Source organism: Streptacidiphilus alkalitolerans (genome assembly GCF_042511045.1).
GTDB classification, from domain to species: Bacteria; Actinomycetota; Actinomycetes; order Streptomycetales; family Streptomycetaceae; genus Streptacidiphilus; species Streptacidiphilus alkalitolerans.
Map to the genome: position 1 here is coordinate 280,922 of NZ_JBHEZX010000007.1, position 24,597 is coordinate 305,518.

Annotated in this window: 21 protein-coding genes; 15 read left to right on the top strand and 6 right to left on the bottom strand. The window is 73.1% G+C overall.

The window, feature by feature from the left end; genetic code table 11:
• Positions 1-29: 29 nt before the first annotated feature.
• The 5 genes from ACEZDG_RS18605 to ACEZDG_RS18625 all read left to right on the top strand — a co-directional run bounded on the left by ACEZDG_RS18605 (position 30) and on the right by ACEZDG_RS18625 (position 3,917).
• On the top strand, positions 30-1,127 hold the full coding sequence (locus ACEZDG_RS18605; RefSeq protein ID WP_380510583.1) for a sensor histidine kinase: 1,098 nt from the start codon (positions 30-32) through the stop codon (positions 1,125-1,127).
• On the top strand, positions 1,124-1,576 hold the full coding sequence (locus ACEZDG_RS18610; RefSeq protein WP_380510586.1) for a roadblock/LC7 domain-containing protein: 453 nt from the start codon (positions 1,124-1,126) through the stop codon (positions 1,574-1,576). The genes ACEZDG_RS18605 and ACEZDG_RS18610 overlap by 4 nt, the downstream gene beginning before the upstream one ends.
• Positions 1,573-1,965, top strand: a complete 393-nt coding sequence (locus tag ACEZDG_RS18615) for a DUF742 domain-containing protein (RefSeq protein ID WP_380510590.1) — start codon at positions 1,573-1,575, stop codon at positions 1,963-1,965. The genes ACEZDG_RS18610 and ACEZDG_RS18615 overlap by 4 nt, the downstream gene beginning before the upstream one ends.
• Positions 1,943-2,605, top strand: a complete 663-nt coding sequence (locus tag ACEZDG_RS18620; protein ID WP_380510593.1) for a GTP-binding protein — start codon at positions 1,943-1,945, stop codon at positions 2,603-2,605. Before ACEZDG_RS18615 ends, ACEZDG_RS18620 begins: the two co-directional genes overlap by 23 nt.
• A 70-nt stretch (positions 2,606-2,675) precedes the next feature.
• Positions 2,676-3,917 carry a styrene monooxygenase/indole monooxygenase family protein gene (locus ACEZDG_RS18625; protein ID WP_380510596.1) on the top strand — a complete coding sequence of 414 codons (1,242 nt, stop codon included), beginning with the start codon at positions 2,676-2,678 and terminating at the stop codon, positions 3,915-3,917.
• Between the two features lie 38 nt (positions 3,918-3,955).
• On the opposite strand, the gene ACEZDG_RS18630 is transcribed toward ACEZDG_RS18625, so the two are convergent.
• Together ACEZDG_RS18630 and ACEZDG_RS18635 are read right to left on the bottom strand one after the other, a co-directional pair.
• A complete protein-coding gene (locus ACEZDG_RS18630) occupies positions 3,956-5,167 on the bottom strand; it encodes a damage-control phosphatase ARMT1 family protein (protein WP_380510599.1) in 1,212 nt (403 codons plus the stop codon).
• Between the two features lie 95 nt (positions 5,168-5,262).
• Positions 5,263-5,469 (bottom strand): hypothetical protein, encoded by a 207-nt coding sequence (locus ACEZDG_RS18635; RefSeq protein ID WP_380510602.1) that lies wholly within the window; start codon positions 5,467-5,469, stop codon positions 5,263-5,265.
• A 284-nt stretch (positions 5,470-5,753) separates the two neighbouring features.
• Between ACEZDG_RS18635 and ACEZDG_RS18640 the strand changes: the two genes are divergently transcribed.
• On the top strand, positions 5,754-8,345 hold the full coding sequence (locus ACEZDG_RS18640; RefSeq protein ID WP_380510605.1) for a glutamate--cysteine ligase: 2,592 nt from the start codon (positions 5,754-5,756) through the stop codon (positions 8,343-8,345).
• On the opposite strand, the gene ACEZDG_RS18645 is transcribed toward ACEZDG_RS18640, so the two are convergent.
• Entirely contained in the window at positions 8,342-9,271 is a 930-nt protein-coding gene (locus tag ACEZDG_RS18645; protein ID WP_380510608.1) for an anti-sigma factor RsbA family regulatory protein, read from the bottom strand. The two genes, ACEZDG_RS18640 and ACEZDG_RS18645, sit on opposite strands and share 4 nt — an antisense overlap.
• A gap of 254 nt (positions 9,272-9,525) precedes the next feature.
• Between ACEZDG_RS18645 and ACEZDG_RS18650 the strand changes: the two genes are divergently transcribed.
• The gene (locus tag ACEZDG_RS18650) at positions 9,526-9,834 is read left to right on the top strand and encodes a WhiB family transcriptional regulator (RefSeq protein ID WP_380510611.1); all 309 of its coding nucleotides are present in this window, start codon (positions 9,526-9,528) and stop codon (positions 9,832-9,834) included.
• Between the two features lie 9 nt (positions 9,835-9,843).
• On the opposite strand, the gene ACEZDG_RS18655 is transcribed toward ACEZDG_RS18650, so the two are convergent.
• Positions 9,844-10,386, bottom strand: a complete 543-nt coding sequence (locus ACEZDG_RS18655) for a TetR/AcrR family transcriptional regulator (protein WP_380510614.1) — start codon at positions 10,384-10,386, stop codon at positions 9,844-9,846.
• Positions 10,387-10,398: 12 nt separating this feature from the next.
• Positions 10,399-11,742: a JmjC domain-containing protein gene (locus tag ACEZDG_RS18660; RefSeq protein WP_380510617.1), complete on the bottom strand. Its 1,344-nt coding sequence runs from the start codon at positions 11,740-11,742 to the stop codon at positions 10,399-10,401.
• 239 nt (positions 11,743-11,981) lie between these two features.
• Here ACEZDG_RS18660 and ACEZDG_RS18665 point away from each other — a divergent pair, with 239 nt between their 5' ends.
• The 7 genes from ACEZDG_RS18665 to ACEZDG_RS18695 all read left to right on the top strand — a co-directional run bounded on the left by ACEZDG_RS18665 (position 11,982) and on the right by ACEZDG_RS18695 (position 21,827).
• Positions 11,982-12,176, top strand: a complete 195-nt coding sequence (locus tag ACEZDG_RS18665) for an aroma-sacti cluster domain-containing protein (protein ID WP_380510620.1) — start codon at positions 11,982-11,984, stop codon at positions 12,174-12,176.
• A gap of 129 nt (positions 12,177-12,305) precedes the next feature.
• On the top strand, positions 12,306-14,504 hold the full coding sequence (locus ACEZDG_RS18670; RefSeq protein WP_380510622.1) for a B12-binding domain-containing radical SAM protein: 2,199 nt from the start codon (positions 12,306-12,308) through the stop codon (positions 14,502-14,504).
• The gene (locus ACEZDG_RS18675; RefSeq protein ID WP_380510625.1) at positions 14,497-17,697 is read left to right on the top strand and encodes an adenylate/guanylate cyclase domain-containing protein; all 3,201 of its coding nucleotides are present in this window, start codon (positions 14,497-14,499) and stop codon (positions 17,695-17,697) included. The genes ACEZDG_RS18670 and ACEZDG_RS18675 overlap by 8 nt, the downstream gene beginning before the upstream one ends.
• A 2-nt stretch (positions 17,698-17,699) precedes the next feature.
• Positions 17,700-18,614 (top strand): S8 family serine peptidase, encoded by a 915-nt coding sequence (locus tag ACEZDG_RS18680; RefSeq protein WP_380510627.1) that lies wholly within the window; start codon positions 17,700-17,702, stop codon positions 18,612-18,614.
• On the top strand, positions 18,601-19,257 hold the full coding sequence (locus ACEZDG_RS18685; protein WP_380510630.1) for a GAF domain-containing protein: 657 nt from the start codon (positions 18,601-18,603) through the stop codon (positions 19,255-19,257). The genes ACEZDG_RS18680 and ACEZDG_RS18685 overlap by 14 nt, the downstream gene beginning before the upstream one ends.
• Positions 19,258-19,260: 3 nt before the next feature.
• Entirely contained in the window at positions 19,261-20,643 is a 1,383-nt protein-coding gene (locus ACEZDG_RS18690) for an MFS transporter (RefSeq protein WP_380510633.1), read from the top strand.
• Positions 20,640-21,827 (top strand): arginase family protein, encoded by a 1,188-nt coding sequence (locus ACEZDG_RS18695; RefSeq protein WP_380510636.1) that lies wholly within the window; start codon positions 20,640-20,642, stop codon positions 21,825-21,827. Before ACEZDG_RS18690 ends, ACEZDG_RS18695 begins: the two co-directional genes overlap by 4 nt.
• Here the strand turns inward: ACEZDG_RS18695 and ACEZDG_RS18700 are convergent.
• On the bottom strand, positions 21,824-22,870 hold the full coding sequence (locus ACEZDG_RS18700; RefSeq protein WP_380510639.1) for a hypothetical protein: 1,047 nt from the start codon (positions 22,868-22,870) through the stop codon (positions 21,824-21,826). The genes ACEZDG_RS18695 and ACEZDG_RS18700 overlap by 4 nt on opposite strands.
• Before the next feature lie 414 nt (positions 22,871-23,284).
• Here ACEZDG_RS18700 and ACEZDG_RS18705 point away from each other — a divergent pair, with 414 nt between their 5' ends.
• Positions 23,285-24,595 carry a helix-turn-helix domain-containing protein gene (locus ACEZDG_RS18705; protein WP_380510642.1) on the top strand — a complete coding sequence of 437 codons (1,311 nt, stop codon included), beginning with the start codon at positions 23,285-23,287 and terminating at the stop codon, positions 24,593-24,595.
• The last annotated feature ends 2 nt before the right edge of the window (positions 24,596-24,597 follow it).

Genomic DNA, 24,597 nt, shown 5'->3' on the forward strand with positions numbered 1-24,597 from the left:
ACGCTCAACTCGGCTCCGAGCGTGACGAGTTGGTCGCCGCTGCCAAGCAGCGGGAGCAGGAGGGCGGCGAGCTGCTGGTCAACCTGGCGCTGCGCAGCCTGAGCCTGGTCGAGCGTCAGCTCGGGCTGCTGGAAACCATGGAGGGGACCGAGGCCGACTCCGCGCGACTGGAGCAGCTCTACCGGCTGGACCACCTGGGCACCCGGATGCGCCGCAATAGCGAAAACATGCTGCTGCTCGGTGGTGCGAGTCATCAGCGACCCGGTGCGTCGCAGGCGCCGACGGCATTCCTGGACGTGCTGCGCGCGGCCCTTTCCGAGATCGAGCGCTATGAGCGGGTGCATCTCACCGCGATACCGCAACTCTGGGTCCGCCCCGACGTCGCCGAGGACCTCAGCCACCTCTTCGCCGAACTGCTGGAGAACGGGACCTCGTTCTCACCGCCGACCGAGCCGGTCACGGTCACCGCCTGGCAGTTGGACAGCGGGGAGCTGATGGTCTCGCTGGCCGACCGGGGCATCGGCCTGCCGGAGGAGCTGCTGCGCGAGGTCAACACCCGCCTGGCGACCGGGACTTCGACGGCCACCGAGACCGTGGCCAGGACCGGGCGGAGCATGGGGCTGCAGGTGGTGACCATCCTGGCGCTGCGGCACGGCCTGCGGGTGCAGCTGCGGGCCAGTCCGACCGCCGACGGCACCACCGCGCTGGTCGCCGTCCCGACCTGGGTGTTCGCCGCACCGCCGGCCCCGGCGCCGATGCCCGACCCGATGGCCGGCTGGGCCGCACCGGCCCACGAGGCCCACGGCTCCCAGGGCGTGCCGGGCGGTCAGGGCGGTCAGGGCGCAGGCCAGGTGACGCCCCGTTCGCTGAGCGCGGTGCCCGGGCCCGCACCCTCGGCGTCCCGGACCGGGCCCGGCGGACTGCCCAAGCGGGTCCCCGGCGAGAGCGGCCAACTCGCCCGCGCCGCAGCGGCCGAGGGTGAGAACGGTGACGGCGCGGGCGGCGCCGGCGGCGGGGCGCCCGAGCGTCCCGGGGCCGCGGCCGAGGAACTGCGCCGCCGACTGGGCGGCTTCCAGCACGGCGTCCGCGCCGCCGTGCCGATCCGCGGTGAGGGGGAAGGGACATGACGACCATGGTCCATGGAAGTGCCACTCCGGGGTCGACCCCGCTGCAGCGGCTGCGCTGGCTGCTGAGCGACGTCCTGATGAGCACCCCCGGCCTTCGCTCGCTGGCCCTGGTGTCCACCGACGGGCTGCCCCTGGTCACCGCGGACGAGGACTGCCCGTCCGACCAACTCGCCACGCTCGCAGCGGGGTTGAACGGACTTTCGAGCGGGCTCTCCACCCTGCTCGAGTTCGGCGGGCTGAAGCGCACCGTGATCACCCTGGACGACGGGACGCTGATCCTGATGTCCGTGGACGAGACCGCCTGCCTGACCGCGTACACCAGTGCCGACTGCGATCTGAGCGTGGCCGCCTACCAGTTGGCCCGCCTGGTCGAACGCGCCGGCCATGTGCTGACCACGCAACTCCGCGACGAGCTCCGGGGAACACCCGGGCAGGAGGCTCACCGGTGATCCCCCCGACACGCCGTTCCGCACGGGTCCGCCCGTACGCCCTGACCGGCGGGCGTACCCGCTTCGGGCAGGTGCTGCTGGTCGAGACCCTGATCTCGGCGCTGTACCAGCCCCCGGGCACCGCCGCGCCGACCTTCCCCGAGCTCGAGCGCATCTGCGAGCTGTGCCAGGGCCAGATGCGCTCCATCGCCGAGGTGTCCGCCCTGCTGCGGCTGCCGCTCGGGGTGGTCCGGGTGTGGGTCAGCGACCTGGTGGACGCCGGCCGGATCCGGGTGCACGGCAGCTCCGTCGCGACCCGCTCCGGCGGCGGTTCGTCCATTTCCGCTCCAGCACGACCGAACCGCCTGGTTCTTGAGAGGATCCTCGGTGGTCTCCGCGACCTCGCCTGACTCGTCCACCGCCCCCCAGTACGGCCCCGCTGCTCCGAACGGCTCCGCTGCTCCGAACGGCTCCGTGCCCGGGGGCATCCCGCTGACCGAACTCCCGGTCACCTCCGCCAAGATCGTCGTCGCGGGCGGCTTCGGCGTCGGCAAGACCACCCTGGTCGGGGCCGTCTCCGAGATCGCCCCGCTGCGCACCGAGGCGGTGATGACCGACGCCGGAACCGACACCGACCCGCTGCTCGACGGCAGCAGCAAGACCACCACCACCGTGGCGATGGACTTCGGCCGGCTGCACCTCGCGCCCGACCTGGTGCTGTTCATCTTCGGGGCGCCCGGGCAGCGCCGCTTCTGGTTCATGTGGGACGACCTGGCCCGCGGCGCGGTCGGCGCGGTGGTGCTGATCGACACCCGCCGCCTCGCCGACGGCTTCCCCGCGGTCGACTACTTCGAGAGCAGCGGGCTGCCGTTCGTGGTCGCGGTCAACCAGTTCGACGGCGCGCCGCACTACGAGGACATCGAGATCAGGGACGCGCTCAGCCTCGCCCCCGACGTCCCGCTGCTGCGCTGCGACGCGCGGAACCGGGCCTCGGCCGCGCGGACCCTGGCCGGGCTGGTCCAGCACACCCTGTCGCTGGAACCCAACTGACGCTCTGGCACCATCATCGTCGCGGGACCGCCCCCGTCCGAACCCACCTTTCCCCACCAAGGAGCCCCCTTTGGCGAAGATACTCGTCGTCGGCGCCGGCCAGGCCGGGCTGCAGCTCGCCCTCGGCCTGCAGTCCGACGGCCACGACGTCACCGTGATGACCGACCGCACCCCCGACGAGATCCGGGGCGGCCGGGTGCTCTCCACCCAGTGCATGTTCCGCACCGCCCTCGGCCAGGAGCGCGACCTCGGCCTCAACCTGTGGGAGAAGGAGGCGCCGCGGAGCGAGGGACTGGGCGTCTCGGTGAGCGGCCCCGAGGCGGCCAGGGTGATCGACTGGGTCGGCCGGCTCGACGACTACGCCCAGTCCGTGGACCAGCGGGTGAAGATGCCCGGCTGGCTGGAGCTCTTCGCCGAGCGCGGCGGCAAGGTGGTCGTCAACGGCGTCACCGTCTCCGACCTGGACCTGCTGGTGCGCGGCTACGACCTGACCCTGGTCGCGGCCGGCAAGGGCGAACTGGTGTCGATGTTCGCCCGCGACGCCGAGCGCTCCCCGTACACCGCCCCGCAACGCTCGCTGGCGGTCTCCTATGTGCACGGCCTCGGGCCGCGCCCCGAGCACGACTTCGCGGCGGTGCGCTGCAACCTGGTGCCCGGCGTCGGCGAACTCTTCGTCATCCCCGCGCTCACCCTGTCCGGGCCCTGCGACATCCTCTTCTGGGAGGGGGTCCCCGGCGGCCCGCTGGACGTCTTCGAGCCCGCGCTCGAACCCGAGGAGCAGCTGCGCCGCACCCTGGACCTGATGCGCACCTACACCCCCTGGGAGTACGAGCGCACCCTCGGCGGCGTGGAACTCACCGACGCCAAGGGCACCCTGGCCGGCCGCTACACCCCGGTGGTGCGCCGCCCGGTCGGCGAACTGCCCGGCGGCGGCCTGGTGCTGGGCGTGGCCGACGTGGTCGTCGCCAACGACCCGATCACCGGCCAGGGCTCCAACACCGCGGCCAAGTGCGCCACCAGCTACCTCGACTCCATCCGCGCCCACGGCGACCAGCCGTTCGACCGGGCCTTCATGGAGTCCGCCTTCGAGACCTTCTGGACCACCGCCGCGAGCGACGTCACCGCCTGGACCAACGCGATGCTCGCCCCGCCGCCCGAGCACGTGCTCCAGCTGATCGGCGCGGCCGGCCAGATCCCGGCCGTCGCCGACCGCTTCGCCAACGGCTTCGACAACCCGTCGGACTTCCCGAACTGGTTCTTCACCCCCGACGCCGCCAACGCCTACCTCGGTTCCCTCACCCCCCAGAGCTGACCGGCCCCACCACGGCACCCGGCCCCCTCCGGTCCCGGTTACGGGCGGAACTGGAGGACGGCGCGGGTGCCGCTGGTGCGCCAGCCGGGGTGGGACTCCAGGGCTGCCGCGGTGGCGGGGTCGAGGCCGACCACGACGTCGGACTTGACCGTGCGCAGGGCGGCGACCGGGCCGGGGAAGGCGGCGGTCACCGCGGCGAACGGGGTGGTGGCCGGCCAGTGGCGGTCCTCCACCAGGCGGCGGTAGTTGAGGTCGCCCTTGGTGAGGGTCAAGGTCGCGGACGCCAGTTCGGCGCGCAGGTCGTCCGGCATGTCCCGGAAGGGGAACGGCGCGCAGAAGAAGGCATGCGTGCTGACGGCCAGTCGGCCGCTGCCGACCGCCCGCCACAGCCGCGCGCCGGTCCGGCCGGCCGCCCCCGGGGCGTCGCGCAGCCGCCGCAGCGCGGCGAGGGTGTCGGCGACGGTGGCGTCCGACACGTAGCAGGGCTGCGGCTTGACGTAGAGGGTGGCGCTCGCCGCGAGGCCGGAACCGAGCAGGTGGTCCAGCAGGACCAGGTCCGGCAGCAGCTCGCGCGCGGCGTTGTCGGCGATCAGGCAGACCCGCCCCGGCGGCCGGTCGCGCAGGTGGGAGAGTACGGCGGCGCGGTCGTCCACCAGCAGCGCGCCCGGGGCGGACTCCTGGGCCGGCGGCCCGTCCGCCCGGTCGGCGGAGATCTCGAAGGAGAGGTCGGCGCGGTTGCCCCAGAGCGAGGACAGCAGCAGGGCACAGCTCAGCTCGGCCTGGTCCAGGCCCGCCAACCGGTCCAGCGCGGCCAGTTCCTGGTCCACCGCCGGGCCCAGCAGCTCGGCCTCCTTGAGCGGCGCGAACGGGTCCACCCCCCGCATCGGCCCGGGGCCGAAGTAGCCGGTCGCGGACAGCAGTCTGCGGTAGAAGTACACCTCGGCCCAGAGGAACGGCGGTTCGGTCCAGGGCAGGCCCAGGTAGGGGCGGGACCAGAGGTCCCAGTCGGCCCGGTCGTGCGCGCTCGGTTCGAGGGGGCCGATCACCCCGTGCACCGCCTCCGCCTCGAACTCCGCCAGCCGCCGCAGGGCGTCCGGAGGGTAGGGCAGCGCGTCCCGCAGTTGCTGGAACAGCAGCGGGTGGCGGTCGTGGAAGACGCTCCAGGGGAAGCCGGCCGGGTCGCTGCCCACGATCTCGGGCGCACGCGCAGGGCCCTCAGGTCGGTGGGGGACTGGCTGGTCGGTGCGCATCGTAGGGCTCCTCGTCACGGCGGCGTTCCTGGTCTGCACCAGGAATCCTGCCGGATGCGGGGAGGCGGACGGCGGGGACGCGGCCCGTCGCCGCGTCAGTTCCGGCTGTAGGCGACGAACAGGATGGACGCCACGGGTATCGCGAAGATGCCCTGGACCGTGTCGACGTAGAGCACGGATCCCTGCACGGCGACGCGGACGCCGGTGAGTCGGGAGAGGAGGCGGGCGGGGTTGTCCGGGGCCGGGATCATCTCGGCGATCAGGCACAGGTCTATCGCGGTACGCCACTGCAATGCGCTCAAAGTACACGTGCTCCTGGCATCAGGTACGGGCAGATCGGGTACGGGCACATCTAGGTGTGGCGAAGGCCCTGCCGCGCGGGGGCACAACAGGGCCTTGCGGCGATCATCGTAGGAAATCGGACGCATCTCGCACTACGCCCAAGACGGCATGAATCACTGTGTCATCGAATACTGTCAAGATCCATAGTTTTGTCCGTGAACATGTCCGACCACCTGCTGCTGCGTACCTGGGCGAAACAACTCGAGCGTTTACTGACCGAATGTCACCGGGCCGAGGAGACAGCGTGGTTGTGGCAGTCGGCGTCGAAGAGGAGTTCCACGTCGTGGACGTGGCGAGCAGGTCGCTGGTTCCCCGCGCCCGTGCGGTGCTGGACCGGCTGCCGGAGCGGGGGTTCACCACCGAGCTGCAGCAGTCCATCGTGGAGGCCAACAGCAGGCCGCACCGCGAACTGGCCGCGCTGCTCGAGGATCTGACCGCGTCCCGGCAGGCGCTGAACGCCGCGGCCGAGCCGCTCGGCCTGGCCGTGGTCGCCGCCGGGACGACCCCGCTGGCCAGTCTGGGCAGCATCGATCCCACCGACGATCCGCGCTACCGGCGGATGGCGGAGAACTACCGGGTGGTCGCCGAGGAGCAGCTGATCTGCGGCGCGCAGGTCCATGTCGACATCCCGGACCGGGACACCGGCGTGATCGCGATGGGGGTGCTGGCGCCCTGGCTGCCGGTGCTGCTGGCGCTGTCCGCCAGTTCCCCGTTCTGGCTGGGCTCGGACACCGGCTACGCCAGCTGGCGCACCCTGCTCTGGCAGCGCTGGCCCACCACCGGGCCGGCCGGCTCCTTCGGCTCCGCCGCCGAGTACGACGCCACCATCGCGGCGCTGGTCCGCTCCGGGGTGATCAGCGACACCGGGATGGTCTACTACGACGTCCGCCCCTCGGCCCATCTGCAGACGCTGGAGCTGCGGATCTGCGACGCCTGCCCGCGCGCGGAGACCGTGGTGATGATCGCCGGGCTGTTCCGGGCGCTGGTGATCGACGCCTGCGCCCAGGTCCGCTCGGGTGCCCGGGCCCCGAAGGGACGGCACGAGTGGCTGCGGGCCGCGACCTGGCGCGCGGCCCGCTCCGGACTGGAGGGCGATCTGATCGACCCGGCCGACGGCAGGCCGCTGCCGGCCCAGCGGGTGGTCCGCTCGATGCTGACCCGGCTGCGCCCGGCGCTGGAGCAGACCGGGGACTGGGAGACCGTGGTCGAGCTGTCCGAGGCCGCGCTCGGCCGGGGCAGCGCGGCGCACCGGCTGCGCCGGGAGGCGGCCGACGGTGGCCGCAGCGCCGCCGTGGACCTGCTGATCGCCGAGACCAGGGGCGAGCGGCAGGGACCGCGGACGGTTCCCGGCGGCACCCTGATGCGCGGCTACCGGGCCGAGCGGGACGAGGCGGTGACCAGCGCGGGCGAGGTCCGCGAGTCCTACCGCGCGGTGCTGGACGGACTGCAGCGGCAGGAGCTCGGCGGGCTGCGGGCCCGGGTCAGGGAGCGCGACGCCCGGCAGTGGCAGGAGGGGGTGACCTACCGGGCGGACGGCGAGGACCGGCCCCGGCTGTTCTCCTACGACGTGGTGCCCCGGCTGGTCGACGCCCAGGACTGGGCGCTGCTAGGGCGGGGCGTGGCGCAGCGGGTGCGCGCCCTGGAGGCGTTCGCCCACGACGCCTACGGCGAGCGCGCCGCGGTCCGGGACGGAGTGCTGCCGGCCCGTATGGTCGAGTTCTCGGCGGGGCTGCGCGAGGCCGGCCGGACGGTGCCCCGGGGCGCGGTGCGGATCGGTCTCGCGGGTATGGACCTGGTCCGCGACGCCGCGCGCGGCTGGCTGGTGCTGGAGGACAACCTCCGGGCCCCCGCCGGTATCGGCTACGCGCTGGCAGCCCGCCGCTTCGGCGTGCTGGAGCCCGGCCCCGGCATCGCCCCGCTGGACGGCGTCCCGGCGCTGCTGCTGCGCAGCCTGCGCGCCGCCGCGCCGCGCGGGGCCGCCGCCGACCCGGTGGTGGGTGTGGTCAGCGACGGCCCGGACAGCTCCACCTGGTACGAACACCTGCTGCTGGCCCGGGGGATGGGGGTGGCCCTGCACACCCCGGCGGACCTGGTGGTCGAGGACGGCGGCCTGGTGCGGGCCCGCCGCGCCAGCCGGACCGGGCCGGACGACGCCCCGGTCCCGACGCGTCCCTTCGACGTGCTCCACCGCAGGATCGACGAGGACGACCTGGCCAAGGCCACCGGCGCGGACGGCCGGCCGCTCTGGCCCGGGCTGCTCGCCGCGGTCGAGGGCGGCACCCTGGCCCTGGCCAACGCCCCGGGCAACGGCGTCGCCGACGACAAGGCGCTGTATGCCTGCGTCCCCCGGCTGATCCGCTACTACCTGGGCGAGGAACCGGAGTTGGAGCAGGTGCCGACGCTGCTGCCGAGCGAGCCCGGACGGATGGACGAGGTGCTGGACCGGCTCTCCGAACTGGTCGTCAAACCGGTGGACGGGCAGGGCGGGGCGGGCGTGGTGATCGGCCCCTACGCCTCGCCGGAGACGCTGGCCCGGCTGCGGGCCGCCCTGCTGGAGGCGCCCGACCGCTGGGTGGCCCAGGACGTCGTGGCGCTGACCAGCCATCCGACCTTCGACGGCGAGCTGCTGGAGCCCCGGGTGGTGGACCTCCGGATGTTCACCTGCGTGGAACGGGAGGGGGACGGCCCCGGCGCGGTCGGCCTGCGGCCGACGGTGCTGCCCGCCGCGCTGACCCGGGTGGCGGCGGGCGGCAGCCTGATCGTCAACTCCTCGCGCGGGGGCGGCGCCAAGGACACCTGGATACAACTGACGGACAGTCAGCCCGATTCTGACTAGGCCAGGGAGGTGTGCAGTCGGATGGTGGTGCCGGTGTCCGGGGCCGAGCGGATCTGCACCAGGTCGCACAACTGCTGCACCAGCCACATGCCGTGGCCGCCGATCTGGTCCGGGTCGGGCCGGACCCGGCCGATCAGCGGATCGGTGATGCAGCCGGAGTCGTGGAACTCGCAGACCAGGTCGGTCCGGTCGGCCCACACCCGCAGGGTGCCCCGGCCGCCGCCGTGGTTGATGCTGTTGGTGGCGACCTCGGTCACCGCGATCAGCAGTTCCCGCAGCCGCCCGCCGTCCAGGCCGCTGCGCGCGGCGCTGTCGGCGACCCGGTCCCGGACCTGTGCCAACTGCCCCGGGCCGTAGTCGAGTTCGTGGTGCGGGTGGCCAGGTTGGGGCAGCATCTCGAAGGCGTAGGGGCCGTCCTGGTAGCCGCTGTCCGCGCTGTGCGCGCCCGCGCTCCACCGCAGCGGGTGGCAGCGGGCGACCGCGTCCAGCACCGCCTGGCCGACGACCGCCGCGTCATAGGGGCAGAGCAGCCACCAGGCCGGGGACTGGACGAAGGCCCGGTTCAACAGCCATTCGTGGTACCGAAGTTCGGCGTCGTCCACTTCGGCCCGGTCGGTCCAGCGGGATTCGCCGATGCCGCGCACCGGGCGGCCGGTGCCGGTCCGCCCGGCGATCCAGTCCTGCCAGGCCGGGATCAGCCGGGCCGGGTTGCGGCCCAGCGCGTCCAGGTCCATGAAGGAGACGCCCGCCCTGGCGGCGGGGCTGTCCAACTGGTCGCGGAGCAGCCGCTGCTTGGGTGCGGCGACGGCGACCAGGACGGTCTCGTCCCCGGCCAGGGCGTCGTTGATGAAGGACAGCGCGCCGTCGAGGAACTCGTCCTCGCCCCGGTAGGCGTAGAACTCGTGCCGGAACCCTGGCTCGCTCATGGCGGAACCAACGGAACCAGCGGAACCAGAGGCCGCGGCCTCCCGGGTTCCACCACGCCGCTCACACTCCAGCCGTTCCGGTCCATGTCTTCCCGTCCTGTTTCCCTCCCGCACCCTCCCTGCCCGCTCGCGGCGGATGCACACCCGCCGCAGGCCGCGACCCGGGGAAGGGGGACTGACTCCGGGCAGCGCGGGTACGCGACCGACGAAGGATCGATTCTGCAGAGATCATGAGAAGGAAGAGGGAGCGGGGCGTGACCGACACCTATCGCCTGCCCGGGCCATTCCTGCACGAGTGGGGCTGGCAGGTGCGCGGCGCCTGCCGCGAGGCGGACAGCAGGATCTTCTTCCATCCGGCCGGCGAGCGCGGCGAAGCCCGGGAGAAGCGGGAGCAGGCGGCCAAGCGGGTCTGCGCCGGCTGCCCGGTGCTGCTCGCCTGCCGACGCTACGCGCTGGAGGCCGAGGAGCCGTACGGGGTCTGGGGCGGTCTGACCGAGGACGAGCGGCTGGCCCGCAACGGCGGCACCCGCCAGCACCGCCGCCGCCGCTCCCTGGCCGGCTGAGCGAACGGTTCACGCCCTGGCGGTGCCGTGCAGCAGGGTGTCCACCAGGACGTCCGCGGCCTGGCCCGGGTCGAGGCCGGGCAGTTCGTGCGAGGCCAGCTGCAACTGCTGCCGCAGCAGGCCGCCGACCCAGCCGGGCGGCAGATCGGCCCGCAGCAGGCCCTCGTCGACCGCGCGCTGCAGAAACGCGTCCACCTGCTCGACCAGTCGTCCGAGGCGTTCCCGGACGGTCGGGTCGGCGCGCATCCGGGTCGGCTCGACCGGCCAGGTGCGGTTGACCGCGATGATGCCCTCGGCGTACCGGCGCAGGGCCACCGGGACCGGGGCCTCGCGCAGCCGTGCGGTGTCCACGGCCTGCTCGACCGCTGCCAGCCGGGCCTGGTGGAGGGCGGCGAGTAACTCGTCCCGTGAGGCGAAGCGCCGGTAGACGGTGCGTCGGTCCACCCCGGCGGCTGCCGCGATGGCGGCGATGCTGGTGCCGGGGTCCTCCGCGAGCAGCCGGGCGGCCGTGGTCAGAACGGTTTCCAGATTGCGTACCGCGTCGGCTCTCACCGCTCCAGTCTGTCACCCGCTGATCAGGGCCGACCGCTGAGGCGCCGCCGCCCGCACCTCCAACTCCGCGGTGCGCGCACCCGGCAGGACCGGGGTGGGACCGTCCGGGCCGAGCAGGTGCAGCACGCCGTCGAGGACGCCGAGGGTGACCCGCGCGGGGCGGGACGGGAAGGACAGCTGCAGCCCGGTCCTGGCGAGGGTGAGGGTGCCGTCCGGGTCGGGGCGGACGGTCACGGCCACCGGTTCGGCCAGCGCCGGGGCCAGTTCCGGCAGCAGCAGCAGGCCCAGTGCGTGGGCCTGCGGATCCTCGGCCCTGGTCGAGCGGGTGATCCGGGAGTCGCGCTGCGCGGAGGCCAGCCAGGCCGCGAGGTCCGGGTCGGCCGCCAGGCTGTCCAGCAGCGGCTGCGGCAGCCCGGGGACGGCCGTGAGCACGGCCAGGTAGAGGCGGCGGGCGTCCTGGTCGGAGGTCTGCCGCAGCCGGCGCCGACACAGGTCCAGCAGCCGGCCGAGCGGCTGCTCGGGCGGCTGCTCGGACTGCGCCCCCTCCGGCGCCGCCACCGGCGACGAACTGCCGCCGACCGGAAGCTCCTTGACGGAGAGTCGGCTGCCCTCGCGGTCGCCGATCCGGGCCAGGGCCGGGTCGCGGAGCCGCTGCGGCAGGTCGTCGGCGATCAGCCCGCGCAGCGCCCGCTCCCGGGCCGCGGTGCTGCCGGGGCCGACCGGGAGCAGCGCCGACCAGCGCGGATCGTGCCGCAGCCCGTCCAGCAGCTGCGCCTGCAGCGCGTGCAGCGGGGTGGCCACGTTGAGGACCAGGCTGACGCTGGTGCTGTCGCCGTCCGACAGGCCCCAGTGGATCCAGGTGCTGGGGATGTAGAGCACGTCCCCGGCCCGGACCTGGAAGGCGAGCGCGGATTCGGGCACCGGGGCCGGGCCGAGGCCGGGCTCGCCGAGCACCCGCCGGCGCCGGTCGTCCGGGTCGATGCCGTCGGGTGGGCAGAGGAACCACTTCTTGTTGCCGGTGAGCTGGATGCTGAAGTTGTCGCTGCCGTCGTAGTGGCTGCCGATGGTGGACGGCCCGGCGGTGGCGAACACATCGCACCAGACGTCGTGCCACTCGAACAGCCGGCGGGTCCGGTCGACCACCTCGGCCAGGCCGGGCAGTCCTGCGGTGAGCCCTTCCAGGAACCACACGGTGGAGCCGTCGGTCTGGTGCGCCGCGCCGCCCTCGATCATCCCGAAGATCTGGTCCCTGGCCGGGGCCTGCGGCAGGAACGCCGCTGCGGCTCCGGGGAGGTGCAGTGGACGGCGGCGCCAGTAGTTGTCGAAGAAGTCCGCCGGCAGGTTGAACGCATCCACGGAAACCGTCCCCTCCAGGGCTGTCTGACGCTGCCTCATATGCCGCACCAGCGCGATGGTATGCCTGGCGGGCTGCCGCGAAAGGCGCTCCGAGCGGCAGTTTCGCACTGCCGCGGGGCCGCCCGGAACTGCCGCTCGCTCTGCCGCTCGGAGCCGGTCGGCGACCCTAGTCTTCTCGTCAGAAGCGCTTCACGGTTCCGGACGACGGTCAGTCCCACGATCAAACCAGGGAGTACACAATGGCTTTTGACGCTTTGGAAAAGCTCGCCGAGGCCGGCAACCAGGTGGACCTGCTCACCCCGGAGCAGCAGGACGTGGTGTCCCAGCTGACCGAGGAGGAGGTCACCATCCTGACCTCGGTCCAGGCCAAGATGAACGCCGTCGCCGGCGAGGACGTCGAGGGCCAGGACGTCAACATCTTCCGGATCGGCTAGGACTCCGGACAGAGCCCAGTTCCGTGCCCGGGGTGGCCGTGCCCGGACCGCCGCAGACCGCGGCCGTCCGGATCGGCCACCCCTGCAGCATGCATCCGGTGACAGTCAGGACAGGGAGGCAGGACGACCATGGAGCTTCAGGTATCCCCGCGCAGCCGCGCCCACCGGCCCGAGAACGCGGACCTGCCCTTTCTGCTGATCAATCCACCGCTGACCGACCCCACCTACCCGTACCACTCGATCTCCTACCTGGTGGCCAGTTGTGAGGAGTTCGGCTTCACCGGCCACCGCTGCGTCGACGCCAACATCGACGCGCTGAACCACCTGGCCCGCCCCGAGTACGTGGGGCCGCTGCTGGACGAGGCCGCCGAGTTCCGGGCCGCGATGGGCGGGCGCCCCTCGCTCACCCGCGCCGAGGAGCTGCGGTACCAGTCGGCGCTGGCCGGTGTGGGCGTGGCCACCGACTTCGTGCAGCGCGCGGTGCGGGTCTTCCGCAGCAGCGAGGACTTCCACCACTACCCGACGTACCGTCAGGCCACCCTGGCCGTGCAGCGCTGGATGAAGCTGCTGTCGCTCAGATCGCTCCCCGGCGCCTACAGCGGCTTCGGGCTGCGGACCAACGGACCGGTCAACTACCTGAGCCACCACGACCTTTCCGACCCCGACGTGCTGGACGCGGTCTGCGGCCCGTTCCTCGACTACATCGAGGGGCCGTTCCGGGAGCTGCTGCGCGGCAGCGACTGGCGGCTGGTCGGCCTCTCCGTCAACTACGCGGCCCAGCTGCCGTTCGCGCTGCGGATGGCGCGGGAGATCCGGGCCGTGCTGCCGGACGCGGTGGTGGTCTTCGGCGGCACCGAGATCTGCGACGACGTCAAGTACGCCAGGGACTCGGCCGACGTGTGGACCATGTTCCCCGACGCCGACCTGATCGTCCCGGGCGAGGGCGAGTCCCCGCTGGTCGACATCCTCTGCGCGGTCCGGGACGGGGCCCCGTTCGAGCGGATCGCCGGGGTGCTGACCCGGAGCGGCAGCCGCAAGGGCATGAAGCTCAACTACGAGCACGTGGGCCTGCTGCCGACCCCCAAGTACGACGTCTGGGACTGGGACGCCTACTGGTCCCCGGAGCCGGTGGTGCTCTACAGCCCGACCCGGGGCTGCTACTGGAACAAGTGCACCTTCTGCGACTACGGGCTGAACACCGACCGGCCCACCTCGCCCTCCCGGGAGCGCCCGGTGGAGCTGGTGCTGCGCGACCTGGACGCCATCTCGGCGCTGTCCCGCACCCTCTACTTCTCGGTCGACGCCATGTCGCCGCGCTACCTGCGCCGACTGGCCGAGGGCATGGCCGAGGCCGACCTCGGCTTCCGCTGGAGCGCCGAACTGCGGCTGGAGCGGACCTTCCCCAAGCGCGGCACCGCCGAGCTGCTGAAGAGCGCCGGCTGCGTCTCCATCGCCTTCGGCTACGAGTCGGCCACCCAGCGGATCCTGGACCTGATCGACAAGGGCGTCCGGATCGACGAAGTGCCGGAGATCCTGCGGCAGTTGGCGGGCGCGGACATCGGCGCCCAGCTGATGGGCTTCACCGGCTTCCCGTCCGAGACGCCGGAGGAGGCCGCCGAGACCTATGCCTTCCTGGCCCGGCACCGGGAGCTCTGGTCGCTGGCCGGGGTCGGCGAGTTCTCGCTCACCCCGGGCTCGATCGTGGCCAAGCAGCCGCAGCGCTTCGGCGTCGGGGTGATGGACCTGCCCGCGTCCCACGACATCGCCCGGGCGATGGGCTGGCGCGACCTGGCCACCGGCGCGGAGCACTGGCCCGGCGCCGAGGAGTCCGGTGTGGACGAGAGCCTGAAGGCGCAGGTGCGGCTCAAGCTGGCCGGGCGCCCGTTCGTGGGCGGCATCGACAGCAGCCACACCCTGCTCTACTTCAGCGAGAACGGCAGGGCGCTGCTCCCCGGCAACACCGCCGAGCAGCCCAGGGTGACCCTGGTGGACGAGCAGGTGCTCGGCGTCCCGTTCGCCTCGCTGGACGGGCTGACCAGCGTGGCCGACCTGGAGGCGGAGTACCTGCGCCGGCTGCAGACCGCGGCCGGTGTGGACCACCGGGCGATGGCTGCCTGGCTCAGCGGGGCCGGCGCCGGGGCGCCGGGGACCTCGCTGGCGATGGTGCTGCCGGGCGGCAGCCCGATGTCCCTGGACGCCGGGCCGGTGCGGGGCGACTTCGCCAAGATCCTCAGAAGCCTGCAGATCATGCAGAACCCGGGCGCCGCGAACCCGGGCGCCGCACGCCCGGACACCGTCGCTCCGGTCCTGGTCGGCGTCCATGACTAGCGCCGCTCCGCCCCGGCAGTGCGGCACCTGCGGCAGCGACTCGGTGGCCGAGAGCCGCTTCTGCTCCATGTGCGGGGCGTCGCTGGCGGCCGGTGCGCACGGCTCGGACATCCGCCGGCACGTGGTGATCCTCTTCGCCGACCTGGAGGGCTTCACCTCGCTCAGCGAGGGCCTGGACCCGGAGGTGCTGCGGGCGGTGATGGACCGTTACTTCCGGCTCTGCTCCCAGCTGATCTGGAACTACGGCGGCACCACCGAGAAGTTCATCGGCGACGCGGTCATGGCGGTCTTCGGCATCCCGCTTTCCCGGGAGGACGACGCGCTCCGCGCGGTCCGCTCGGCGGTCGGGATCGTGACCGAACTGCAGGAGCTGAACCGTGAGTTGATCTCCGAGTACGGCATCGACCTGAGCGTGCGGATCGGGGTGTTCTCCGGTCCGGTGTCCGCGTCCTACGACCTCGGCGGCGACTTCCGGATCGTCGGCGACACCGTCAACACGGCCAGCCGGCTGCAGTCCTCGGCCCGCCCCAACGAGGTGCTGGTGGGGGAGTCGGTGGCGCAGGTCGTCCGGGCCAGGATGGCGCTGGAGGAGGTGGACCCGCTCCGGGTGAAGGGCAAGGAGGCGCCGCTGCGCGCCTGGCGGGTGCTCTCCGACGGCCCGTCCGAGGAGGCGGTGGCGGTCCGTTCCGCCCCGCTGATCGGGCGCGACGCCGAGCTGCAGCAGCTGCGGCACACCTACGACAGCGCCCTGCTGCGCGGCCGGGGCTGCATGGTGACCCTGCTCGGACCGCCCGGGATCGGCAAGAGCCGGCTGGCCGCCGAGTTCCAGGAGTCCGTCGCGGACACCCCGGGCGGCGGGCCCACCGTGCTGCTCGGCCATGTGCACTCCTACGGCAAGGGCATGACCTACCGTCCGATCGCGGAGATGCTGGAGTCGGCGAAGGGCGCCTGGGCCGCCTTCCAGGTGAAGGGGGACAAGGACCCGGTGGCGCGGCAGGCGGCCGAGTACCTGCAGGGGATCTCCCGGCGGGACGACGGCCTGGCGCACGGCGCCGAGGTCGAGGACATCTCCTGGGCGCTGCGGGTCTTCCTCGGCTCGATCGCCGACCGCGGGCCGCTGGTCCTGGTCTGGGAGGACCTGCACTGGGCCGAGCCCACCCTGCTGGACGTGATCGAGTACCTCAGCGAGGAACTCGGCGACCTCCCGGTGATGCACATCTGCCTGGCCCGCTCCGAACTGCTGGAGCTGCGGCCGTCCTGGTCCGGCGGCCGGCCGGGCGCGGTCACCCTGGAACTGCTGCCGCTGAGCGAGGACGAGACCCGCTACCTGGTGTCCGAACTGGCCCGGGGCGGCAGCGAGGTCGAGGCGCAGGACCTGGACGACATCTGCGAACGGGTCGCGGTCGCCTGCGAGGGCAACCCGCTGTTCGCCGAACTGATGCTGGACGTGGTCGGCGAGGACCCGTCCAACCCCACCCCGGCCACCATCCAGGCGGTGCTGGCGGCCCGGCTGGACCGGCTGGACCCGGACGAGCGGCTGCTGCTGGAGATGGCCGCGGTCGCCGGGCGGGAGTTCGCGGTCGGCGAGGTCGAGGTGCTGCTGCAGGGCGACGCCAGGGCCGACGTCGACCTGGCCCGGCTGCTCGCCCAGCTGCGCCGCAGCCGGCTGGTCCAGGGCAGCGCGGCGGCCCGGCGGCTGCGCTTCGCCCAGGCCCTCGGCCGGGACACCGCCTATGAGTTGACGGCCAAACGGCACCGGCTGCGCTGGCACCTGGCGCTGGCCGACACCATCGAGCAGCGGCGCCGGGCCGAGCCTGCCGGATCCGCCGGAGAGCCGGACAACCTCACCTACCACCTGGAGTCGGCCTGGTCGCTGGCCCGGGAGCTGAGCCCGCACGGCAGGTCGTCCACCGAGATCGCCCACCGTGCCGCCGCCGCCCTCACCGCGGAGGCGATGCAGGCCATGGACCGCAAGGACCTCCCGGCCGCGGTCAGCCTGCTGGAGCGGGCCCACGCCATCCTCCCGGCGGACGCCCCGGGCCAGCCGCAGCTGGTGCTGCGGCTCTCGGACACCTGGGTCACCCTCCGCCGCCGGGAGGACGCCCTCGCCGTGATCGACGGGGTGGGCGGCGGCCCCGCCGCGGTCCCGGCCTGGCTGGAGATCCAGCGGCAGCTGGTCGAGCTGCGCTTCGGCACCCGTACCCCGGAGGACATCCTCGGTGTCGAGCAGGCCATCGAGGCCGGGCTGCCCGAGGACGACCAGTTGGCCTGGTGCCGGTTCCACCAGCTGCGCGCCCACCGCTTCCTGATGCAGGAGCGGATCGGACCGGCCGAGCGCAGCCTGCAGGCGGCGGCGGTCCGGGCCAGGGCGCTGGGGGACCGCTACGAGGAGGACCGGGTCCGCCGGGTGGCCGGCGAGCTGGCGCTCTGGGGGCCGACCCCGGTGGCCGAGGGGCTGGTGCTGTGCCGGGAACTGGGCGCGCTCTTCGCCGAGAGCCGGGTCTCACTGGTGCCGATCCTGGCCGCGACAGCCGGACTGCTGAGCCTGGACGGGCAGTTCGCCGAGTCCGCCGAACTGCTGGCCACCGCCTCCGCGTACACGGCGGAACTGCGGCTGGACAGCGCCGACGTCGGGGTGGCCCACATCTCCGGCTTCGCCGCCGCCTCGGCCGGCGACCATCAGGCCGCGCACGGCCACTTCGAGCACGCCAGGGAATTGCTCGCGGCGGCCGGGCAGCAGGGCGGCGCCACCCTGCTCGCCGCCTACGCCGCCCGGGAGCTGGTGGCCTCCGGCGGGCCGCTGCCCGACGCCTACCGGGGCATGTCCGAGGCCGAGTTGGCGGCGCTCACCGACCCGCGCACCGGGGTGCTGGTGCGGCTGCTCTGCGCCCGCGCGGCCGTCGAGGCGGCCGAGCCGGAACCGGCGCTGGCGCTGATGGACCAGGCCACCGCGCTGGCCGCGCGGATGGACGACAGCTACTTCCAGGGGACCGCCCAGGAGGACATCGCCGAGCTGCTGGAGCTGCTGGGCCTAGGCGAGCGTGCCTGCGCCGCCGCCGCCAGGGCCGCCGAGCGCTACCGCGCCAAGGGCGCCAGGGTGGCCCAGCAGCGGATGCACCGCACCGCGGCCCGGCTCGGCTGCCCGCAGCCGGCGCAGCCCGCAGCGACGCCCGCGACAGCAGAGGAGCAGTGACGATGCAGGAGCCGCCATGGCTGCGGCCGCGACCGCGGAAGTTCCCCGGGGTGCCGGCCTGGGGGGCGCCCACCTCCTCGATGGCCCTGGAGGAGTTCCGGGTCAGCGAGTTCCCCGAGATCACCCCGGAGTGGGCCTGGGGCGGTGCCGACGGCAGCGGCGTGCGGGTCTGCGTGGTGGACACCGGGGTGGACGCCGCCCATCCGGCCGTCGGCGGCCTGGAGCGGGCCGCGTCCGTGGTCATCGGCGACGACGGCACGGCCAGGGTCGAGGAGGGCGACGGCGAGGACCTGGCCGGCCACGGCACCGCCTGCGCCGGGATCATCCGCTCGTTGGCCCCGGCCGTCTCGCTCTCCTCGGTCCGGGTGCTCACCAAGGGCAAGTACGGCAGCGGCGGCGCCCTGCTGGCCGGGCTGACCTGGGCGGTGGAGCAGCGGTTCGACGTGGTCAACCTCAGCCTGTCGACCACCCTGCCGGCGCTGGAGCCGGCCCTGCGCGAGCTCGCCGACCTGGCCTACTTCCGGCGCTGCGCGCTGGTGGTGTCGGCCCACAACATGCCGGTGCAGAGCTACCCGTGGAACTTCTCCTCGGTGATCTCGGTGGCCAGCCACAATGAACCCGACCCGCTGCTCCACTACTACAACGCCGCTCCGCCGGTCGACTTCTTCGCACGCGGAGTGAAGGTCACCGTCCCCTGGACCGGGGGACGGGAGAAGGTCGGCACCGGGAACAGCTTCGCGGCTCCCCATGTCGCCGGGCTCTGCGCCCTGGTCCTCGGCAAGCACCGCTGGCTGACACCGTTCCAGCTGAAGACGGTCCTGTTCCACACCGCAAGAAACGTCACCGGAAACCTGGGAGGGTCACATGGACGGGAACGCGAGGGCGTCGATGCCGGAGTCGTCGATGTGGGGGTCTGAGTGTGAGATCAGCGGGCAGCAACTGCTCCAGTGCGTGGTCGAGGTCGCCCAGGCGGCGTTCCGCGCCGAGGCGTCCTCGGTCTTCCTGATCGACGAGGAGACCGGCGAGCTGGTCTTCGAGGCGGTGTCGGGACAGGGCGAGGAGCACCTGGTCGGCACCAGGTTCCCGGCCGGGACCGGCATCGCCGGCTGGGTCGCCGCCTGCGGCCAGCCGATGCTCGCGGACGACCTGGACGAGTCCGACCAGTTCTCCGGCGAGGCGGCGGAGTCCACCGGCTACGTGCCGCGCACCGTCGCCGCCGCCCCGCTGTTCCGCGCGGGGGAGTGCATCGGCGTGCTGGAGGTGCTCGACCGGGCCCAGGAGGACGAGGAGGAGCTGCGGACGCTGGAACTGCTCGGCCTGCTCGCCAGCCAGGCGGCGATGGGTCTGGAGCTGCTGCAGCGGCTGCGGCTGAGCAACCGTCAGGCCGCGGCGGCCAGTGCGGTGAGCTCCGGGGCCGCGGCCAACACCGAGGCCATCAACCGGATCTCGGCCGGACTGCAGCACCTCAACCCGGACGAGTCGCGGCTGCTCAGCCAGGTGCTGGAACTCGCCGGGGGCCTGGCCGACACCGCGTCCAACCGGGCCGGGCGGGGCCGCTGACCCATGCAGACGATCAGCAGCAGGCTCATCAACCGCAACTACGCCAGGCTCTGGTACGGCCACGCGGTCTCCACCGTCGGCGACTACGTCTTCGACACCACACTGGTGCTGTGGGTGGCCACGGTGCTGGCCAAGAACAGGTCCTGGGCGCCGGCCGCGGTGAGCGGGGTGCTGCTCGCCGTCGGCGCCGCGGTGCTGGTGGTCGGGCCGCTGGCCGGGGTCTTCGTCGACCGCTGGAACCGGCGCCGCACCATGCTGCGCACCGAGGTGATCCGCGCGGTGCTGGTCGGGATCCTCGCCGTGCTGTCCTTCCTGCCCACCAGCGCGCTGCCGGTCTACCTCTGGCTCGGCCTGGTCTACGCGGTGGTGTTCGGCGTCAACGCCACCGGGCAGTTCTTCGGCCCGGCCCGGTTCGCGGTGCTGGGCCAGATCGTCACCGGGGAGGCCGACCGGACCAGGGCGGCCGGCATCAGCCAGGCGACCACGGCGACCGCCGCCATCGTCGGCCCGCCGCTGGCCGCGCCGCTGCTGTTCACGGTCGGGGTGCAGTGGGCGCTGCTGATCAACGCGGTCTCCTATGTGTTCTCCTATGTGGCGATCCGCTCGGTCCGGATCGAGGAGCCGGAGCAGGCGCCCGCCGATCCGGCCGCCGCGCCGAGTGCCGCGCCCAGCGCGTCGTCCAGCCTGTTCAAGGAGTTCGGCGAGGGGCTGCGCTTCTTCGTCGGCAACCGGTTCCTGGTCGCGCTGCTCGCCATCGCCGTGATCGCCCAGTGCGGCACCGGGGCGATCAACTCGCTGGACGTCTTCTTCGTCACCGAGAACCTGCACACCGCCCCGCACCTGTACGGCTTCATGTCGATGGCGTTCGGCATCGGCGCCATCGCCGGATCGCTGTGGGCCGGACGGGTGGTCCGCCGGCTCGGCGCCAGGACCACCACCTGGGCGGCGCTGCTGATCACCGGACTGCTGGTGGTCGGCTACGCGCGGCAGACCGACTTCTGGAGCGGCCTGGCCTTCCTGGCCGCGTTCTCGATCCCGGTCGCCATGCTGAACACCGCGATGACCCCGCTGCTGCTGGAGGCCACCCCGCAGGAGTACCTGGGCCGGATGGTGGCGGTGTTCAACCCGGTCAACCAACTCGCCTCGATGCTCTCGGTGGTGGTGGCCGGCTGGCTGGCCAGCACGGTGCTGCGGAACTTCCACGGCCGCTTCGCCGGTATGCGCTTCGGCCGGATCGACACCCTCTTCGCGGTGGCCGGGCTGTTCATCGTGCTGGCCGCCGGATTCGCCTACCTGGTCCTGCCGCGCCAGGAGCAGCAGCAGGACGGCCCGCTGCCGGAACCGGAACTGGTGGCCCAGGGACCGGCCCAGGGAGCGGCCGAATGACCGCCCCGGCGACGCTGGTGGTCGACCCCGACCTGCTGCGGGCGGGCCGGGACGGGGCCAAGGACATCCTCTGGAACGCCAGGACCGGCCAGCAGGTGCTGCTCGGGCCGGGGGCGATGGGCCTGCTGGACCGGTTCGCCGTCCCGGCCGCCCCCGGCGAGGCCGCCTCGGCGCCGCTGCTGCGGCAGTTGGTCGACCTGGGCCTGCTGGTGCCCCACCCGGCGCCGGGTCCGGCGGCCGGGACCGAGCCGCCTGGGGAGGGCCTTTTCGGCGCCCGCCGGGTCGATCTGGCCGCCGCGCTCAGGGACAGCCGCTGCGACGTTGTCGTGGTCGGCATCCCCTACGACGTGGGCGTCACCGGCCGTCCCGGGGCCCGGTTCGGACCGCACTACCTGCGCAACGCCAGCCGCTCGCTGTTCCGGACGGCGGGGCTGGACGACGCCCCCGGCATGTTCGACCCGGTCCGCGGACGGCAGGTGCTGGCCGGTGTCCGGATCGCCGACGCCGGGAACATCACCGCCGATGTGCACACCCGCAACGGCGACTCGCTGCTCGCCCTGGAGCGGACCACCGCGGCCGTGGTCGGCGCCGGGAAGTTCCCGGTGGTGCTGGGCGGCGACCACTCGATCACCCTGCCCTCGGTGCGCGGGGTGCTCAGCGCCCGGCCGGAGGACGGCCCCGGCATCGGCATCATCCACTTCGACGCGCACCTGGACTTCGGCCGGCCGCGGCAGGGGGACTGGCGCCAGGAGTGCCACCACGGCAACTTCATGGACTGGCTGGTCGGCGACCCGAGGGTGGAGCGGCTGGTCCAGTTCGGCATCCGCCAGCTGATCACCCGTCAGCCCGACCCCTCGCCCAAGGTGTCGTCCTGGCCCGGGGTCAGCGCCGCGACGGCGGACCTGGAACGGGTGCTGGCCACGCTGCCGGGGGACATCCCGTACTACGTCACCATCGACGTCGACTTCCTGGACCCGCTGGTGATGCCCAGCACCGGCACCCCGGTGGCCGGCGGCTACAGCCATCTGCAGGCGGTGGAACTGGTCGAGGCACTGTGCGGCCGACGCGAGATCATCGGCCTCGACCTGGTCGAGTTCCTGCCCGACGGCAACAGCACGGCGGCGTCCACCGCGGCCGAACTCCTGCTGCGCGGCCTGGACGGAGCCTTCTCCGCCCGGCGCTAGATTCCGTCCTCGTCCTCGACCTCTGCCACCGGCTCCGGCGGCGCGCCGGCGGGGTCGGGTCTGCGCAGGCCCGGGGCCTGGGAGCGTTCGACGGCGATGGCGTAGCCGAGCTGGACCAGGGTGCTGACCTCCATCTGCGCCTTGATCGCGGCGATGTGGTCCTGGAAGGCGCGGGTCTTCAGCCCGACCCGCCGGGCGATCACCTCGCCGGTGTAGCCGGCCAGCAGCAGATCCTTGATCAGTTCCCGCACCCCCGGCACGACTTCGGTGGTGGCGCTGATCGGGTCGGTGGGCAGGAACTCGACGGCCCGGTCCCACATGTGCTCGAAGCTCTCCGCGAGGTAGCCGCACAGATCGGGCTGGGTGATCGCCAGCGCGGTGGTGCGGGACGGGTCGCCGGGGATGACGGCCACCTTGCGGTCGAAGACCATCAGCCGCTCGAAGTAGTGGTCCAGCGTGCGTATCTGCGCCCCGGCGTCCATCGCCGCGCGGACGTACTGCCTGGTCGCGCCGCTGACCCGGGCGGTGCTCTGGTAGAGCGTCCGGACGGCCACCCCGCGGTGCAGGCAGGCCAGTGTGTGCGGCAGCGAGGCTTCGAGCGAGGCGCTGGAGCGGGCGCCGCCGGGCTGCGCGGTGAGCGCCTCCACCCGGGCGTTGCCGACGGCGGTGCGGATGAAGGAGTTGATCGCCTGGTGCCCCTCCAGCCGCTCCAGGCCGGCCGAGCGGTCGATCTGCACCCCGGCCTGGCGGTAGGTCTCGGCCAGCGGGGCGAGCTGCCGCTCCAGCGTGCTCGCCTGCCAGTCGAGGGAGGCGGCCTGGGCCCGCCAGCGGGCGGTCAGCCCCTGCGCCACCAGCTTGGGATCGACGGCGATCACCCCGGAGCCGTCGGGGCCCGAGGTGATCAGGCCCAGTTCCCGCAGTTCAGCCAGGGCCCCCGGGGCATGGCCGGTCGCGGCGAGCGGGTTCCTGGCGATGTCGACATAGGCGTCCTGGGCGGCCTCGCTGAGGGAGAACTGTGTGGAGTCGTCCCAAATAACCTTCATGTGCCACCTGCAGTTTTGTGCGCGCGGGAAGATGCAGACCAGCGGATGGTACCCGTCCCACCCCGCATTCAGGGAGAGTGCATCCAGATGCCGACGCCGGCCGTACGGAGGCGCGGCACCTGCCCCTTTCTCCGAGAAAAGAGGGAAAATGCTGAACCGGACTGCGGCAGCCAGCTGTATTCGACGCGTTCTCATCCTGGGTGCGGCCGCCGCACTCGCCGTGGCCCCGGTGGTCGCCGGAGCCACAGCCGTCGCACGGGCATCCGTGCAGCACACAGCCGCAGGCGCCACGCCGAATGATTTCACCTGGGACGGAACCGGCCCCGGTCACTGATCCACCCGAATTCAACCCCCTATCGGTTTCCGGCGGCGCCGGCACGGCGTTCCGGATAACTTCCACGCGATGGCGGCGGTATGGAAACGTTGAGAAATAACAGCCGGTTCGGAGATATTCTCCGACGGCACCGTATTCGACGCGGCGTCACCCAGCGGCAGCTGGCCGACCTGTCGACCGTCAGCGTCCGGGCCATCCGCGATCTCGAACTGGGACGGGTGCACCGTCCGCGCGTCGAGACCGTGCGGCTCATCGGCGCGGGGCTCGGCCTCAGCGGGAACCAGCTGGCCGAGCTGGAGAGCAGCGCGAGGGTCGGTTCCGTCCCCGACCTCGACGGGCCGGAGCCCACCGGCCCCGAGGACGATCGGCTGGAGCGGTTCGCCCCGCCGCAGCCGCTGGACGCGCTGATCGGCCGGGCCGCCGAACTGGCCCTGCTCCGGGACCTGCTGGTGCCCGGAACCCATCGGCTCGGGGTGGTCACCGGCCTGCCGGGGGTCGGCAAGACCAGGCTGGCGCTGCAGACCGCCGCGCTGCTCCGCGGCTCCGCGGGCTTCGGCGTCCGCTGGAGCCCGCCGCTGGAGCCGGCACTGGAACCGCTGCTGGAACCCTTCACCGACCACGGGCGGCCCGGTCGACCGCTGCTGCTGGTCCTCGACGACGTGCGGCCGGGGGATTCCAGGCTGCCGCAGGCGATGGGCCTGCTGCGGAGCCGTCCGGAGCTGCGGGTGCTGTGCACGGCCCACAGCAGGCTCGGCATCCCCGGCGAACGGGTGCTCCCGCTCTGGCCGCTGGGCGTGCCCGACCGGCCCGACCGCACCGGCCCGCAGGACCCGGCCGCTCTGGCGGCCATGCCCTCGGTGCAACTGCTCTGCCGCAGCATCGACCTGGTCAGGGACGACTTCCGGATCGACCGGGACAACGCCGCCGCCGTCGCGGCCGTGGTCCGCCGGGTGGACGGCATCCCGGCCGCGCTGGAGGCGGTCGCCGCGCTGTTCCTGCTGCTCGACCCGGACACCGTGCTCGACTGCGTGGAGCACGACCTCTGGGGCAGCGCCGAGGACGGCCTGCTCGACCTGCTGACGCTGCTGCACGGCCGCACCACCGCCCTGGACCAGCCGGGGTCACGCGCCCTGCGGCTGCTGGCCGCGCACGGCCCGGACTGGTCCATCGGCGACGCGGTGCTGCTGACCGGGCTGCCGGCGGCGGCCTGCGCCCGTACGGTCCGGCAGTTCCTGGCCCAGGGCCTGGTGCGGCCGTCGCACGAGGGCTCCCGCTCCCGGTTCCAGGTGCTGGAGCTGGTCAGGGCGGTACTGGCGGGCAACGACGGCCGGGCGGCCCCGGCGCTGTCAGTACCGTTACCCCAGGCGGAACTGACCGCCGCTCAGGGCTGACC